This window comes from Aggregicoccus sp. 17bor-14 (assembly GCF_009659535.1).
Lineage (GTDB): Bacteria > Myxococcota > Myxococcia > Myxococcales > Myxococcaceae > Aggregicoccus.
Map to the genome: position 1 here is coordinate 130,375 of NZ_VJZZ01000007.1, position 14,866 is coordinate 145,240.

A 14,866-nucleotide genomic window follows, 5' to 3' on the forward strand; every position below is an offset into this window, starting at 1 on the left:
GCCATGCGCGTGGAGCTTGTGTGCACCGGTGACGAGCTCGTCACCGGCCTCATCGCCGACACCAACAGCCCCTACTTCGAGGCGCGCCTCTTCGACCTGGGCGTGAAGGTGCAGCGCGTGACGCTGGTCGGGGACGTGCGCGAGGACATCACCCGCGCGCTTCAGGAGGCGGCCGCGCGCGCGGACGCGGTGCTGGTGTCCGGGGGGCTGGGGCCCACGGCGGACGACTTCACGGCCGAGTGCGCGGCGCGCGCGGCGGGCGTCGAGCTGGTGGAGGACGCGCGCGCGCTCGCCGCCATCCGCGAGCGCTTCGCGCGCCGGGGCACCGCCTTCACCCCCAACAACGCGCGCCCCGCGCAGGTGCCCGCGGGCGCCGAGGTGGTGCTCAACCCCGTGGGCACCGCGCCCATGTTCATCCTGCAGCTCGGCGCCTGCCGCTTCTACTTCGTGCCCGGCGTGCCGCGCGAGTACCGGGCGCTGGTGGACGGCGAGGTGCTGCCGCGGCTGCGCGCGCAAGTGCAGGCGCAGCCGGGCCGCACCCACCGGGCCTTCCGCCTGCTGCGCACGGTGGGGCTGCCGGAGAGCCACCTGGATGCCGCGGTGGCGCCGCTCGCCCAGGCCCACCCGCGGGTCGTCTTCGGGTTTCGCACCGAGGCGCCCGAGAACCACCTGAAGCTGATGGCCGAGGCGCCGAGCCAGGCGGAGGCGGAAGCGGCGCTCGCCGAGGCCGAGGCCGCCGCGCGCGCGGTGCTGGGCAGCGCGGTGTACGCGGCGGACGCGGAGGACTACGCGCAGGCGCTCGTGCGCCGGCTCGCGGACGCAGGGCGCACGCTCGCCGTGGCCGAGAGCTGCACGGGCGGGCTGATCAGCGCGCAGCTCACGGACGTGTCCGGTGCGAGCCGCGTCTTCCTCGGCGGCGCGGTGGTGTACGCGGAGGCGATGAAGTCCACCTGGGCGAGCGTCGCGCCCTCGCTGCTCGCGGCGCACGGCGCGGTGAGCCGCGAGGTGGCCGAGGCGCTGGCCTCGGGCGTGCGCGCCCAGGCGGGTGCGGACTACGGGCTCGCGGTCACCGGCTTCGCGGGGCCCGGCGGCGGCACCCCGGAGAACCCCGTGGGCACGGTCTACTGCGCGCTCGCGGGCCCCGCGGGGCTGCTGCGCTGCGAGCGCCGCCACTTCGCCGGCGGCCGCGAGCGCGTGCGCCTCTTCGCGGCGAGCGCCACCCTCGAGCTGCTGCGCCAGCACCTGCTGTCCTCCACGCCATGAACTCACCCGCTCCGGCCGCCCCGGCCGCTCCGACCCGCGCCCCGCCGCTGCGCCGCTGGGTGCACGCCCACCGCATCGAGCTGCTCGTCTTCGCGTTCGCGTACGTGGCGCTCGCCTGCTTCAGCGCCCAGCGCTTCCTGCGCCAGAGCGCGGCGCCGCACTTCGTGTACCAGGCGCAGGCCTGGCTCGAGGGCCGGCTGGACGTGGACCCCGCCGTGCTGCCGAACCTCGAGGACTGGGCCTGCGTGCGCGAGGTGCAGGGGCACAAGGTGCGCTGCGAGGGGCCGGTGCGCGCCACGGACCGCTGGTACGTGAGCTTCCCGTCCTTCCCCGCCGTGGTGATGCTGCCCTTCGTGGCGCTGCACGGCTACCAGTTCAACGACACCTCCTTCGGCGTCTTCGTGGGGGCGCTGGCGCTCGCGCTCTTCTGCGGGCTCCTGCGCGCGCTCGCGCGCCAGGGAGAGCTGCGGCGCTCGCCCGGGGAGAGCGCCGCGCTCGCGCTCGTGCTGGGCTTCGGCACGCTCTTCTTCTATTGCGCGCTGCGCGGCGAGGTGTGGTTCAGCGCCGAGGTGATGGGGGTGGCGCTCACCTGCCTCTACCTGCGCTGCGCGGTGGGCGCGCGCCGCCCGCTGCTCGCCGGGCTGCTCTTCTCCATGGCCACGCTCACGCGCACGCCGCTCGTCTTCACCGGCCTCTTCTTCGTGCTCGAGGCACTGCTGCCGGGGCCGGCCCGGCGCGCGCAGCTGGGGCGGCTGGGGGAGCGGCTGCGCGCGGCGCTGCGCCCGCTCGGGCTCTTCGCGGCCGGTGCGGCGCCGCTCGCGCTCCTCGCGGCGGCCTACAACGCCTACCGCTTCGGGCGGGTGGGCGAGTTCGGCCACGCATTCCTCTACAACAACCGCGTCAACGCGGACATCGACCGCTTCGGCCTCTTCGACCTGCACTACCTGCCGCGCAACCTGGAGGCGGCCTTCCTGCTGCTGCCGCGCCTCTCGCTGCAGCCGCTGCGCCTGGGCTACGACCCGCGGGGCCTGAGCCTCCTGCTCACGCTGCCGCTGCTCGTCCTGCTCGTGGTGCCGCGCGAGCGCGCGCGCCTGCAGCTGCCGCTGTGGCTCAGCGTGGCCGCGTGCGCGCTGCCGGGGCTGCTGTACCAGAACACGGGCTACATGCAGTTCGGCTTCCGCTTCAGCCTCGACTACACGCCCTACCTCCTGCTGCTCCTCGCCGCGGGCGGCTGGAGCCTGCGCAAGCCGGGCGTGCTCGCGCTGCTCCTGCTGGGGGTGGTGGTGAACTTCTGGGGGGCGGTGGCCTTCCGGGGGTACACCGAGCTGATGCGCAACTGGTAGCGCCCGGGGCGGGCCGCGCTTGACGGGGCCGCCCTTGCTGCGCACTAAAGGGGCGTGGACACCCCTTCTCCAGGCAAGCGCTGGCACACGCGCGAGGACAGCGGCATCCGGCTGGATCGCGCCCTGCGCTGGTGGCACGACGACGAGCCCATCGAGCACCCGCGCATCGTCGAGCTCTTCAACACCTCGCTCGGCCTCGACGAGACGGGCCGCTACGTGCTGCGCATCGGGCAGGACTGGTGCGTGGTGCAGGTGGAGGACGCGGCCTTCGAGGTGCGCGCCGTGGACGTCACCGGCGACGGGCGGGTCTCGGTGCGCCTGAGCGACCGCACCGCCGAGGCGCTCGCGCCGGAGTCGCTCGCCCCCGGCGCGGACGGCGTGCTCACCTGCCGGGTGAAGGGCGGCCAGGCGCGGGCCCGCTTCTCGCGCGATGCGCAGTACCAGCTCGGCCTCCTCCTCGAGGAGGGGCCGGACGGCGCGCTGGGGCTGCGGGCGGGGGAGGCCTGGCTGCCGGTCCCCCCGGACGCCCTGCGCTAGCGGCCCCGCCTCAGGCCGCCTCCTCAAGCGCCGCCGGGGTGGGGGCCGCTGCCTGCGGCGCAGCGCCCAGCAGCTCCGCGGCGAGCGCCTCGAGCGCCTCGGGGTGCTCCCGCAGCCACTCGCTCGCGCGCTCGCGGCCCTGCCCGATGCGCTCGCCCTTGAGGCTGAAGTGGCTGCCGGACTTGTCCACCCGGCCGGCCTGCACGGCCAGGTCCAGCACCTCGCCCGCGCGGTGGATGCCGGTGCCGTAGAGCAGGTCGAACTCGGCCTCGTGGAAGGGTGGGGCGACCTTGTTCTTCACCACCTTCACCCGCGTGCGCGTGCCGATGACGCTCTCGCCCTCCTTGAGGTTGCCCGTGCGGCGGATCTCCATGCGCACCGAGGAGTAGAACTTGAGCGCATTGCCGCCCGTGGTGGTCTCCGGGTTGCCGAACATCACGCCGATCTTCATGCGGATCTGGTTGATGAAGATGATGCAGGTGCCCGAGCGGCTCACCGCGCCGGTGAGCTTGCGCAGCGCCTGGCTCATGAGGCGCGCCTGCACGCCCATGTGCGCGTCCCCCATCTCGCCCTCGATCTCGGCGCGCGGGACCAGCGCGGCCACCGAGTCCACCACGATGAGGTCCACCGCCCCCGAGCGCACCAGCTGCTCGGTGATCTCGAGCGCCTGCTCGCCCGTGTCGGGCTGGGAGATGAGCAGCTCCTCCACGCGCACCCCGAGCTTGCGCGCGTAGTTCACGTCCAGGGCGTGCTCCGCGTCGATGAACGCCGCCACCCCGCCCTGCGACTGCACCTGCGCGATCGCGTGCAGGGTGAGGGTGGTCTTCCCGCTCGACTCGTTGCCGAAGATCTCCACCACCCGCCCGCGCGGATAGCCCCCCACGCCCAGCGCGCGGTCGATGCCCACCGAGCCGGAGGGGATGACCGCGATGCGCTGCTCGCGCGCCTCGCCGCCCAGGGGCATCACCGCACCCTTGCCGAACTGCTTCTCGATCGCCGCCACCGCCGCCGCCACCGCCTTCAGCTTCTCCGTCAGCTTGCTCATCGCAGCCTCCCTCCCTCGCCCACGCACCGGGGCTCGCGCTGGCAGGCCGGAAGTGGCCCGCGCGCGTCCGGAGAGGAGACTGAGCAACGCACGTGCCGCGCACGCGCGAGAGCGAGCCGGAGCGGCGCAGGCGTCCGAGAGGACGCGCAGCGTCCGGCACGCGGGAGCGACAGCCGTGTCTCTCGATGGCCGAGAGGCGCGGGAACGCGAGGCACCCTCTCCAGGGGCGCAGCGCCGCGCGCAGCGGGAGGCCCGCGTCCGGAGCGCCGAGGGGTGGGAGGACCGGGCTGCGCTCAGCCCGCGCGCTGCAGGGACCGCGCGGGGCGCCCCTCGGTGCCCGCGTCGGCGATCGCCTCGGGCACCCCGCCCGCGCCGCCGATGTCCTTCTGCAGCTGGATGAGCGCGTCGCGCACCTCCACCAGCAGCGCATCGCGCTCGGAGCGCGCGCGGTGGGCCGTCTCGATGGGACGGCCCAGCTTCATGCGGATGGCGCTGCGGCGCAGCCGGAAGCTGCCCGCGGGCAGCACCTGGCCGGTGCCGTCGATCGCCACGGGGATGATGGGCACCTTCGCTTCGAGCGCGAGCAGGAAGGGCCCCTTCTTGAAGGGCAGGATGCGGCCGTCCTTCGAGCGCGTGCCCTCCGGGAAGGCGAGGATGTTGGCGCCCGCGCGGATGCGCTCGCCGGCGAGCGTGAGGCTCGCCATCGCCTTGCGGCGGTCCGAGCGGTTCACGAAGATCATTCCCGTGAGCGCCATGTACCAGCCGAGGAAGGGCACGTACTTGAGCGTGTGCTTCGCGACGAAGCGGATGTTGGCGGGGATGGCCGCGAAGGCGCAGGGGATATCCATCATCGACTGATGGTTCATCACGAAGATGTGGGGCTTGCTCCAGTCCACGTCCGGCAGCGGCTCCACGCTCAGGCTCGAGCCGGTGATGCGCCAGTGCATCGAGGCCCAGCAGCGCCGCGCCATCGCCAGGGGCACGTCCTTGTTGAGCGTGAGCAGGCCGGCCACCCCGGAGAGGGTGATCCAGAACACGCTCCACAGGGCGAGGAAGACGAGCTGCAGCAGGTGGAGCGGGGCGAGGAGGAGCGTCATGGGGCTCGGAGGGGCTCGGGCCCGGGGGCCAGAAAATGGAGCGCGGCAGTGTGGCCGAAGCAGGGGTGGCCTGTCATCGGAACACCGCGCCACGCCCACACCTGCCGCGCCTCACGCCTGCATGACGACCAGGCAGGAAGGGCCCGCCGTGACGCAGCGCGCCTCCTAATGGCCGCTCGCGCCCACCGTCTCGTCCCAGTTGTGGGCCTGCGCCTCGGCGCTCGCGCTCTTCGGCTTGTCCCGGTCCCCGGGCCTGCGGTCGAGCACCCGGCAGCTGAGCGCGAGGTGCATGTCCTTTTCCTCGATGCGCTCGTGCCCTTCGAGGTCGGCGCGCGAGCGCGCAATCTTGAGGATGCGGTCGTGGGCGCGCGCGGAGAGGCCGAGGCTCTTCACGTTGTGGGCGAGCTGGCGCTCCGCCTTTGCGCTCATCCGGCAGTGCGTGCGCAGCAGGCGGGGCGTCATCTGGGCATTGCAGTGCACGCCGGGCTCGTCGCGGAAGCGCACCCGCTGGCGCTCGCGCGCCTCCTCCACGCGCGCGCGGTAGTGGCTCGAGGGCAGGTCGTAGGCGCTCAGCCGGTAGAGGTCGGACACACCCACCGGCCGCGTCTGCAGGGTCATGTCCACGCGGTCGAGCAGCGGGCCGCTCACGCGTGCCTTGTACTCGTCGACCTTCGACTCCTTGCAGCGGCACACGCGCTCCGGCACACCGTGGAAGCCGCAGGGGCAGGGGTTCATCGCGGCCACGAGCATCACCCGGCAGGGGTAGGTGAGGTGCTGGCTCGCGCGGGCGAGGTGGATGACGCCCTCTTCGAGCGGCTGGCGCAGCACCTCGAGCACGTTCTTGCGGAACTCGGGCAGCTCGTCGAGGAAGAGCACGCCGTGGTGGGCGAGCGAGAGCTCGCCGGGCCGGGTCGTGGGCCCGCCGCCCACGAGGCCCGCATCCGAGATGGTGTGGTGCGGCGAGCGGAAGGGGCGCTCGCGAAGCAGCCCCTGGTCCTCGGCCAGCAGGCCGAGCACCGAGTAGATCTTCGTCACCTCCAGCGCCTCGCCGAAGGTCATGGCGGGGAGGATGCCGGGCAGGCGCCGCGCGAGCATGGTCTTGCCCGAGCCCGGAGGGCCGCTCATCAGCACGTTGTGGCCCCCGGCGGCCGCGAGCTCCAGCGCGAGCTTCACGTCCGGCTGGCCACGCACCTCGGACATGTCGGGCTGGGTCGGCGGGGGGCTCGCGCGGGCCTCGGGGGCGCCCCGCACGAAGCGCGGGAGGGGCGCCGTGCCCGCCAGGTGCTCCACCGCCTCGCGCAGGTGGCGCACCGGGTAGACGTGCAGCCCCTCCACGAGCGCCGCCTCGGCGGCGTTCGCCGCGGGAACCATCACGCCGTGGTATCCGCCGTCGCGCGCGGCGACCGCGAGCGGCAGCACGCCCCGGATGGGCTTCACCGCGCCGTCCAGCGAGAGCTCCCCCCCGAAGAGGAGGGTCGCGAGCGGCTCCTCGTCCAGGAGGCGCGCGGCCGCGAGGACCCCGAGCGCGATGGGCAGCTCGAACGCGGCGCCCTCCTTGCGGATGTCCGCCGGGGCGAGGTTCACCGTGATGCGCTTCTGCGGCAGGTCGTAGCCCGAGTTCTTCAGGGCCGAGACCACCCGGACCTTGGACTCGCGGGCGGCGCCATCCGGAAGCCCCACCACGTTGAAGTAGGGCAGGCCCAGCGCCATGTCGACCTCGCAGTCCACCACAACCGCGTCGATGCCGACCAACGCTCCGCTGCGCACCCTCGCCAGCATCCGTCCCCCTCCCGCTCCCGCCGCCGCCTTGCGTCGGGGACCGGGACAGAGCAAGCGCCGTACCCGGGGCCCGGCCTCCCAGGCGCTCCGCCATGGCGTCCGGAGGGGTGGGGGAGGGGTCCAGGAGGCCGGAGCGGCGTGCGTGCGCCAGCGGGGCTCTCAGGCCGCGAGAACGGGGAGGGCCGTGGCTGCGCCTGCTAGCGCGTGCTGACCGCCCCGGACCTCCGCGAGGACCGGGAGGCGCCGCTGCCGCGCAGCCCCGGAGACGCCGAGGCCTCGCTCCAGCTGATGCGGTAGGTGCAGGCGTGCCCGTCGTGCTCGGTGGCCTCGATGTGGACCTGGCTCGCCCCGGCGACCTCCAGGCCCGCCTCGATGATGCCGGCGGTGAAGCCCGGGTAGGCGCCCACCTCGTTCATCCACAGCTCGAAGGAGCGGGGGCCGCGCTCCACGAGCCGGCTCTCGGTGTAGTTGTTGCCCGAGCGGAAGTTCTGCGTGGCGCGCGCGAGTGCGCGGCGGGGCCCCAGCACGCGCAGGAGCGAGAGCACCGCGCGCCCCAGCATGGTGTCGCGGTAGCCCGCGATGTGGGCCCGGCCCAGCTGCCGGCAGCCCTCGTCCACGCTGAGCTCGGGGAAGAGCTCCTCCGCGGCGATGCGCAGGAAGGCCATCCAGGCGTTGATGGGGTAGGCCGGCCGCAGCTTCTGGTCCAGGTCCAGGCCGGCCTGGCGCAGGCGCGCCTTGCAGCGGGCGTCCATGCGCCCCTGGAGCCCCCGCAGGAAGAGGGCCTCGAGGGTCTGCTCAAACACCAGGAGCTCGTCGGCCATGGGTGCAATCTAGCCGAGCGAGCTCCTGGGGTGAAACGGACTGCGGGCTGCTGCCTACGGGCTGCCCGGAGTGGGCGGGGCCGGCGGCGGCGGCGCGTTCGGGTCGGCGCCCGGCGCGGGAGCGGTCGGCTCCTCGGTGGCCATGCCCAGCGTGACCTTGGGGTCCGCCTGGCGCGTCATGTCCAGCGCCGCGATGAGCTTGCCGTAGTTGGCCTTGTCGTCGGCGAGGAAGAAGACGACCTTGTCCTCAAGCTTCGTCTTCGCCGCGAGCACGCGGCGCATCCGCTCGAGGTACTGGTCCGCCGGGATGGTCTCCGCGTTGAGCTTGTAGTTGCCCTGCGCGTCGATCTCGACCACCAGCTGGCCCTGCGGCACCTCGGACTGGTCCTGCACGTCCTCGGTCTCGGGCACGCGCACGTCGATGTCCTTCTCGAGCAGCGGCGTCACCACCATGAAGATGATGAGGAGCACGAGCACCACGTCCACGAGCGGCGTGACGTTGATGTCCGAGTTGGGCCGGCCCTGGATGGCCGCCATGCTTCTGCGCTTGTGCATGGTTATTTCTTCTCCTGCACGGCGAGCTTGATGCTCTTGAACTGGGCCTTGCGCGCGCTCTCCATCACCTTGCGCACGTCGCCCACCTGCAGGGTGGAGTCACCCTTCAGGAGCAGCTGCTCGGTCGGATCGGTGGCGATCTTCACGCGCAGGGCCTCCTGCAGCCGGCTCGCGTCCGGCATCAGGTCGTCCTCCACGTAGATCTCCTTCTGCGCGGTGATGGAGAGCACGACGGGGTCGGCATCCTTGTGCTTCTCCTCGCCCTTCTCCTTCTCCGCCTTCGGCAGCTCCACGGACTTGCCGCGCTGGAGCATCGGCGTCACGACCATGAAGATGATGAGGAGCACGAGCACCACGTCCACCAGCGGCGTGACGTTGATCTCGCTTTTGACGCCCCCCTTACCGCCTGCTGACATTGCCATTGTTGCACCTGCTTCCTGAAAAAGGCCCGCCCGACCGCAGGGGCCCTCGCGTGCTGCTCGAGGGCCCCTCTACGCGCGGCGGAAACGGGCCTTGGGGGGTGGGACCGAGCCGGAGATTAGTGAGAAGCGCCGGCCTGGCGGGCCACCACGTCCAGGAACTCGTTGGAGGACTCGCTGATGTCCACCGCGCGCGCGTCCACCCAGCCCTGGAGGAAGTTGTACGCCATCACGGCGGGGATCGCCACGAGCAGACCGAACGCGGTGGTCACGAGCGCCTCGGCGATACCGGCCGAGATGGTGCCCAGACCGCCCGAGCCCGCGGCCGCCATGAGCTGGAACGCGTTCACGATGCCCATCGTGGTGCCGAGCAGACCCACGAACGGCGCCGTGGAGCCCACGGTGGCGAGCAGGCCGAGGCCGCGCTTGAGGCTCTGCACCTCGCGCTGCGCCTGGCGCTCGAGCGCGCGCGCCACGCTCTCCACCTGCGCCTCGCCGCGGGTGCCCTTGTAGGCGGTGAGGCCGGCGTTGATCACGCGGCCCAGGTGGCCCACGTCCTTGCCCAGGTTGGTGTTGGCGGCCGTGTTCAGGTCGCCCTTGGAGAGGATGGCGCCCATCTTGGCGGCGAAGGTGCGGCTGTCCCGGCGGGTCTTGCGGAAGACCACCATGCGCTCGGCCATCACGATGAGGGACGACAGCGACATGACCGCCATGACACAGACGACCATCCGCGCGAAGAGGCCCATGTGGGCCCACAGATCAGAGAGAGTGAATTGCATGGTTGGGAGAGCGCTCCTCCTCGAGCGCGGGTGAGAGCTTCTGGGGCGGCTGCTGAAGACGGAAGACGACGGGCAGGGGAGAGCGGGGCCCCGTCACCGGGGCCCCGGGAGACGGCGTTAGCGGGGCAGCTTCAGCTGGATGGTGAACGTGTAGTCCACCGCCGTGGGCTTGCCCTGGTAGAGGACCGGCGTGTAGCGGGTGCTGTAGAGCGAGTCGAGCACGGCCGCCTCCATGTGGGGCAGCGGCTTGATGATGCGGCACTTCTCCAGCTTGCCCTCGACGGTGATGATGCACTTCACGATCATCACGCCCTCGACGCGGGCAACCAGGGCCTCCTGGGTGTACTGGATGTTGCGTCCCGAGATCTTCGTCGGGCGGGTCATGCCCTGGCCGAAGGGCAGCACGTCCGTGCCGGTTCCGCCCAGCTGGCCGCCGAGCACACCACCCACCACGCCACCGACGACGCCGCCGACCACGCCGCCCTCGACACCGCCCTCCACGCCCCCCTCGACCTCCTCCTCCTGGGAGGACTCCTCCTCCTGGGGCTCGGTCTCGGGCGGCTTCTCGGTGGGGATCTCCTTCGGCTTGACGATGGTGTCCGGCTTCTTCGTCGGCTTCTTCTTGGTAGTGGAGGAGTGGGACGCCGGCGGGGGCGGCGGAGGCGGAGGCGGCGGAGGAGCCATTGCCTGCTTGAAGGTCACCTCCACGTCGCCCTCTTCCGCTTCCGGAGTGCGGGTGGAGAGCCAGAGCGCGAGGGCCACGAGGCCCACGTGGAGCAGGACCGATAGAACTGCTCCGGTGCCGAACCGAGACTTCGGTCCAACACCGCGGCCGAGGACAGAGTCGAACATGAGGCGTCACTCCTTGGGACCACAGAGACCGACCACGCCCATCCAGGTTCAAAAAAGGCGCGCTACCATACAGAAACGAGGGTCGGGTTCAAGCATACTGATCGCTCGCCTGATCCGCGGCACGCGCCAATGCCCCAAGGGTCACCAAAAAGCAACGGTCTATTGACAAGGATGCCCTGTCCGCTATTTTGCGCGCCCTGTGTAGTGGCGTCTTCAGGATCAGGAGACCGCCACTTCAGCTAGTCAGCAGTCGCTGTCCCGGTAGCACGCTGTAGCCGTTCACCTTGGAGGGGTTTTCGGTATGCAATTGACTCGTGTACTCCGGGCAACCGGAGCGTTCCTGGTCGCGGGCCTGCTGTTCGGCACCGCGGCTCATGCCCAGAGCGGCGTCATCACCGGTACGGTGAGCGACGCTTCAACCAAGCAGCCCGCGGCCGACGTGGTGGTGACTGCGACCTCGCCCAACCTTCAGGGTGAGCAGGTCGTTGTGACTGACGCGCAGGGCCAGTACCGTATTCCCCAGCTGCCGACTGGTAACTACAGCCTGCGGTTCGAGAAGGAGTCCTTCCAGCCGTACAGCCGCTCCGGCATCCAGCTGCGCGTCGACCGCACCATCCGCGTGAACGTGGAGCTGCTGCCGACGGGCCTGCAGGAGACGGTGGTGGTGCAGGGTACCGCGCCGACCATCGACGTGGGCTCCACCTCCACGGGCGTCAACGTGGGCGCGGACTTCGTGCGCAACATCGCGGTGGTGCGCCCCACGGGCAAGGGCGGCGCGGCGCGCTCGTTCGAGTCCCTGGCGGACATCGCCCCGGGCGCGAACGCCGACCAGTACGGCGTGTCCATCAGCGGCACCACGTCCCCCGAGAACTCCTTCGTCATCGACGGTCTGTCCGTCAATGACCCCGGCTTCGGCGTGCTCGGCACCCCGCTGTCCGTGGAGTTCATCCAGGACGTGAACGTGATCACGGGCGGCTACATGCCCGAGTACGGCCGCTCCACCGGTGGCGTGCTCAACGCGGTGACCAAGTCGGGCTCCAACGAGTTCCACGGCTCGGTGTTCGCGAACTTCACCCCCGGCAGCCTCGAGGGCACGGCGACCCCGGTCGTCTCCCAGGCGAGCGCCTTCTCCAACACCTCCACCCTGCACAACCTGGGTGACTTCGGTGCGGAGCTCGGCGGTCCCATCCTCAAGGACAAGCTGTGGTTCTACGCGGGCGTGGCCCCCTCGTTCACGCGGTTCAACGAGGAGCGCAACGTCAACCACCGCATCCCCTGCACGGACGCGAACGGCACGAACAACTGCTTCAACGGCCTGCTCCGCATCCCGGGCTCCTCCGGCACCCTCACGGCGCGCAGCCTCTTCGCCTCTGAGCGCGTCCCGGGCACCACCATCAACCGCTTCGCGGACCAGAAGACCCTGCAGTACATCGGCAAGCTGACCTACCTGATCAACCAGGATCACAACATCAGCCTGTCCGTGTACGGCTCGCCCTCGAAGTCGGGCGGCAGCAGCAGCTTCCCGTTCGACAACCAGGACGGCACGGCGACCGTGGGCGTGAACGGCGTGTTCGGCGCGCTGTCCACGATCAACAAGGCGAACAGCCTCGACGTGGCCCTCAAGACCGCGTCCTCGTTCATGGACAAGAAGTTCCTCCTGGACGTGACGGCCGGCTGGCACCACCAGGATGCGGACATCCTCCCGGTGGACGGCACCTCCGTGGGTGACGGCCAGGGTCTGTCCGCCACGCCGCTCGTGCAGTTCCGCGGCTCGGGCGCTGGCGCGTACCGCGTCACCGACTTCGAGTACGCCAACAACGCGGACGTGGTCGCGGCCTGCACCGGCCCCGGCGGCAGCAACCTCTGCCCCGTGACCTCGTACGCGGTGGGCGGCCCCGGCTTCATCACCGAGGACAAGCTCGACCGCTACCAGGCGAAGGGCGTGGGCACCTACCTCGCCACCCTCGCGGGCCGTCACGTGTTCAAGGCCGGCGTGGACTTCGAGTACCTGAACTACGACCGCAACAAGGCGTACTCCGGTACCACCTGGCTGCGCGAGCAGATCCGCTCGGGCGCGGCGCCTGGCGCCTACTTCGAGGAGATCCGCAACTACGGCTACCTGACTGGTCCGAACCAGTTCACCCGTCAGGCGTCCGTGCCGGCGACCACCACCAGCACCACCATCGGTGGCTTCCTGCAGGACAGCTGGAGCGTGCTCGACCTCTTCACCATCAACGCCGGCGTTCGCTACGACCAGCAGAAGATGTACGGCGATGACGACATCCTCGCGCTCAACCTGGGCAACCAGTGGAGCCCGCGCGTCGGCGTCCTGTACGACTTCACCCAGCAGGGCCGCTCCAAGATCTACGCGAACTACGCGCGCTTCTACGAGCAGGTTCCCCTCGACCTGGCCGACCGTCAGTTCCCCGGTGAGCGCCAGGCGTACATGCGCCACAACCGCGTGGGCGGCGCTGGCTGCAACATGACCGCCGCGAACGGCGTGGTGGACATCTCCGCCGCGACCGGCAGCTGCCTCGACATCGGTCCGGGCAGCCTCCGCCCGATCAGCGACGACAGCGACCCGAACCAGTTCCTCTCGCCCACCGGCGGTGTCCGCAGCCCTGTGGACCCCGACCTGAAGCCCCAGAGCTCGGACGAGTTCGTGGTCGGCGCCGAGTACGAGGTGATCAGCAACGGCCGTTTCGGTGCGAGCTACACCCGCCGCTACATGAACCAGGTCATCGAGGACATGAGCCGCGATGAGGCGAACACCTACTTCATCGGCAACCCGGGTACGGGCGTGGCCTCGGACTTCCCCAAGGCGACGCGCGACTACGACGCGGTGACGGTCTTCTTCGACAAGACCTTCGCCGACCTGTGGCTCGCCCAGGTCAGCTACACCTGGAGCAAGCTCGAGGGTAACTACGCCGGTCTGTTCCGTCCCGAGACGGGCCAGCTGGACCCGAACATCAACTCCGACTTCGACCTCATCTCGCTGCTCGCGAACCGCACCGGCCGTCTGCCCGGTGACCGTACGCACAGCATCAAGGTGTTCGCGGCGAAGGAGTTCGTCCTCACCGACGCGTTCAGCTTCAACCTCGGCGCCACCTACCGTGGCCGCACGGGCACGCCCATCAGCTACCTGGGCGCGCACCCGGTCTACGGCGCCCAGGAGGCCTTCCTCGCTGAGCGCGGCATCGCGGGTCGCACCCCGTGGCGCAACGACATCGATGGTCGCCTCGGCCTCAACTACAAGCTGAGCGAGAACAACCTCATCACCGTCGGCGTGGACGTGTTCAACCTGTTCAACTTCCAGACGGCGACGTCGGTTGACCAGGCCTACACGGCGCTCCCCGTCACGCCCTGCACGGGCAACCCGCAGACCGAGGACGCGGTTCACCAGTGCTTCCTCGACCAGGGCTACACCGACAACGAGCTGAACCCGAACTTCCGCAACGCCACGGCCTACCAGGCGCCTCGCTCCGTCCGCTTCGGGGCGAAGGTGACCTTCTAAGTCTTGGTTGGAACTTCACAGGACATCGAGGAAAGACCACAGATGAAGACCCGTCTTATGAAGTCCCTCCTCGCGGTGGGCGCCCTCTCCCTGCTCGGTGGTTGTGACACTGAGCAGGCGGCGGTGACCTGCCGTGCGGCGAGTGCGAACATTCCCTTCGCGGTGAAGTACACCCCGGTGGGTACCCCGGCTGCCGGCTGCGACGTCAGCCCTGGCGAGCTGATGCAGCTGTCCACGTACGCTCCGCCCACTGGCGAGCGTCCCTCCATCGCGATTGGTCCGGGCAACGCCCTGACCTTCGACGCCGATGGCAACGTGACCAGCACGGGCAACAAGTTCGCGGTCGGCGCCTTCGCCACCGACGCGGCGGACGCCAACAACACCTGCTCCGTCCCGCAGCTCACGACGGTGTCCCAGACGGACGCGACGACTGGCACGACGACCTACACGTTCAGCAACGTGCAGACCTACGTCAGCGCCGCGAACCAGGGCACGCAGCTCAAGGGCGACGTGACCATCGCGAACGGCGCCTGCAGCGTGAGCTACAAGATGCTCGGCATCTGGCCGGCGGTGGACTGCACCCTGGTGGATGCGAAGGGCAAGCCGGTCAAGGATGCCCAGGGCCACCTGCAGCCGGACGACACCGTCTGCCAGGCGACCGACACGGGTATCAACCCGGACGTGGTCAAGGCGGGTGGCGTCACCTGCTCCCCCACGCTGCTCACCTGCGTGATCAAGGGTGATGACTTCGTGAAGACCGGCGGCGACCAGTAAGCGTCGCAGCCTGTCGGTAGCGCCTCGGCCCCGGATGCCCCTCCCTCGCGGGAGTGGCCCTCCGGGGCCGAGGTGTTTATGCAGTCCA

The 14,866-nt window shown here is 70.6% G+C and carries 13 protein-coding genes; 5 read left to right on the top strand and 8 right to left on the bottom strand.

Going from position 1 to position 14,866, the window contains the following annotated elements:
- The first annotated feature begins 3 nt into the window (after positions 1 to 3).
- Genes FGE12_RS15035 through FGE12_RS15045 form a run of 3 tightly spaced genes read left to right on the top strand, consistent with a single transcriptional unit; the run spans position 4 to position 3,143 of the window.
- Positions 4 to 1,263, top strand: a complete 1,260-nt coding sequence (locus FGE12_RS15035) for a competence/damage-inducible protein A (protein ID WP_153867163.1) — start codon at positions 4 to 6, stop codon at positions 1,261 to 1,263.
- Entirely contained in the window at positions 1,260 to 2,606 is a 1,347-nt protein-coding gene (locus FGE12_RS15040; RefSeq protein WP_153867164.1) for a hypothetical protein, read from the top strand. The genes FGE12_RS15035 and FGE12_RS15040 overlap by 4 nt, the downstream gene beginning before the upstream one ends.
- A gap of 54 nt (positions 2,607 to 2,660) precedes the next feature.
- Positions 2,661 to 3,143, top strand: a complete 483-nt coding sequence (locus FGE12_RS15045; protein ID WP_370458989.1) for a DUF1285 domain-containing protein — start codon at positions 2,661 to 2,663, stop codon at positions 3,141 to 3,143.
- A gap of 10 nt (positions 3,144 to 3,153) precedes the next feature.
- On the opposite strand, the gene recA is transcribed toward FGE12_RS15045, so the two are convergent.
- The 8 genes from recA to FGE12_RS15085 all read right to left on the bottom strand — a co-directional run bounded on the left by recA (position 3,154) and on the right by FGE12_RS15085 (position 10,490).
- Positions 3,154 to 4,188 (bottom strand): recombinase RecA, encoded by a 1,035-nt coding sequence (recA, locus tag FGE12_RS15050; RefSeq protein WP_153867165.1) that lies wholly within the window; start codon positions 4,186 to 4,188, stop codon positions 3,154 to 3,156.
- A gap of 293 nt (positions 4,189 to 4,481) precedes the next feature.
- A complete protein-coding gene (locus FGE12_RS15055) occupies positions 4,482 to 5,285 on the bottom strand; it encodes a 1-acyl-sn-glycerol-3-phosphate acyltransferase (RefSeq protein ID WP_153867166.1) in 804 nt (267 codons plus the stop codon).
- A 165-nt stretch (positions 5,286 to 5,450) separates the two neighbouring features.
- Positions 5,451 to 7,064, bottom strand: coding sequence for a YifB family Mg chelatase-like AAA ATPase (locus FGE12_RS15060; protein WP_153867167.1), 1,614 nt, complete (start codon positions 7,062 to 7,064; stop codon positions 5,451 to 5,453).
- A gap of 197 nt (positions 7,065 to 7,261) precedes the next feature.
- Positions 7,262 to 7,885, bottom strand: a complete 624-nt coding sequence (locus FGE12_RS15065) for a DUF2378 family protein (protein WP_153867168.1) — start codon at positions 7,883 to 7,885, stop codon at positions 7,262 to 7,264.
- A gap of 54 nt (positions 7,886 to 7,939) precedes the next feature.
- Complete coding sequence (locus FGE12_RS15070; protein ID WP_370459012.1) at positions 7,940 to 8,446, bottom strand: ExbD/TolR family protein; 507 nt, start codon at positions 8,444 to 8,446, stop codon at positions 7,940 to 7,942.
- The gene (locus FGE12_RS15075) at positions 8,443 to 8,862 is read right to left on the bottom strand and encodes a biopolymer transporter ExbD (RefSeq protein ID WP_153867170.1); all 420 of its coding nucleotides are present in this window, start codon (positions 8,860 to 8,862) and stop codon (positions 8,443 to 8,445) included. Before FGE12_RS15075 ends, FGE12_RS15070 begins: the two co-directional genes overlap by 4 nt.
- A 116-nt stretch (positions 8,863 to 8,978) precedes the next feature.
- On the bottom strand, positions 8,979 to 9,638 hold the full coding sequence (locus tag FGE12_RS15080; RefSeq protein ID WP_153867171.1) for a MotA/TolQ/ExbB proton channel family protein: 660 nt from the start codon (positions 9,636 to 9,638) through the stop codon (positions 8,979 to 8,981).
- A gap of 117 nt (positions 9,639 to 9,755) precedes the next feature.
- Positions 9,756 to 10,490 carry an energy transducer TonB gene (locus tag FGE12_RS15085; RefSeq protein WP_153867172.1) on the bottom strand — a complete coding sequence of 245 codons (735 nt, stop codon included), beginning with the start codon at positions 10,488 to 10,490 and terminating at the stop codon, positions 9,756 to 9,758.
- Positions 10,491 to 10,791: 301 nt separating this feature from the next.
- On the opposite strand from FGE12_RS15085, the gene FGE12_RS15090 reads away from it, so the two are divergent.
- A complete protein-coding gene (locus FGE12_RS15090; protein ID WP_153867173.1) occupies positions 10,792 to 14,004 on the top strand; it encodes a TonB-dependent receptor in 3,213 nt (1,070 codons plus the stop codon).
- A 42-nt stretch (positions 14,005 to 14,046) separates the two neighbouring features.
- On the top strand, positions 14,047 to 14,778 hold the full coding sequence (locus FGE12_RS15095; RefSeq protein ID WP_153867174.1) for a hypothetical protein: 732 nt from the start codon (positions 14,047 to 14,049) through the stop codon (positions 14,776 to 14,778).
- The last annotated feature ends 88 nt before the right edge of the window (positions 14,779 to 14,866 follow it).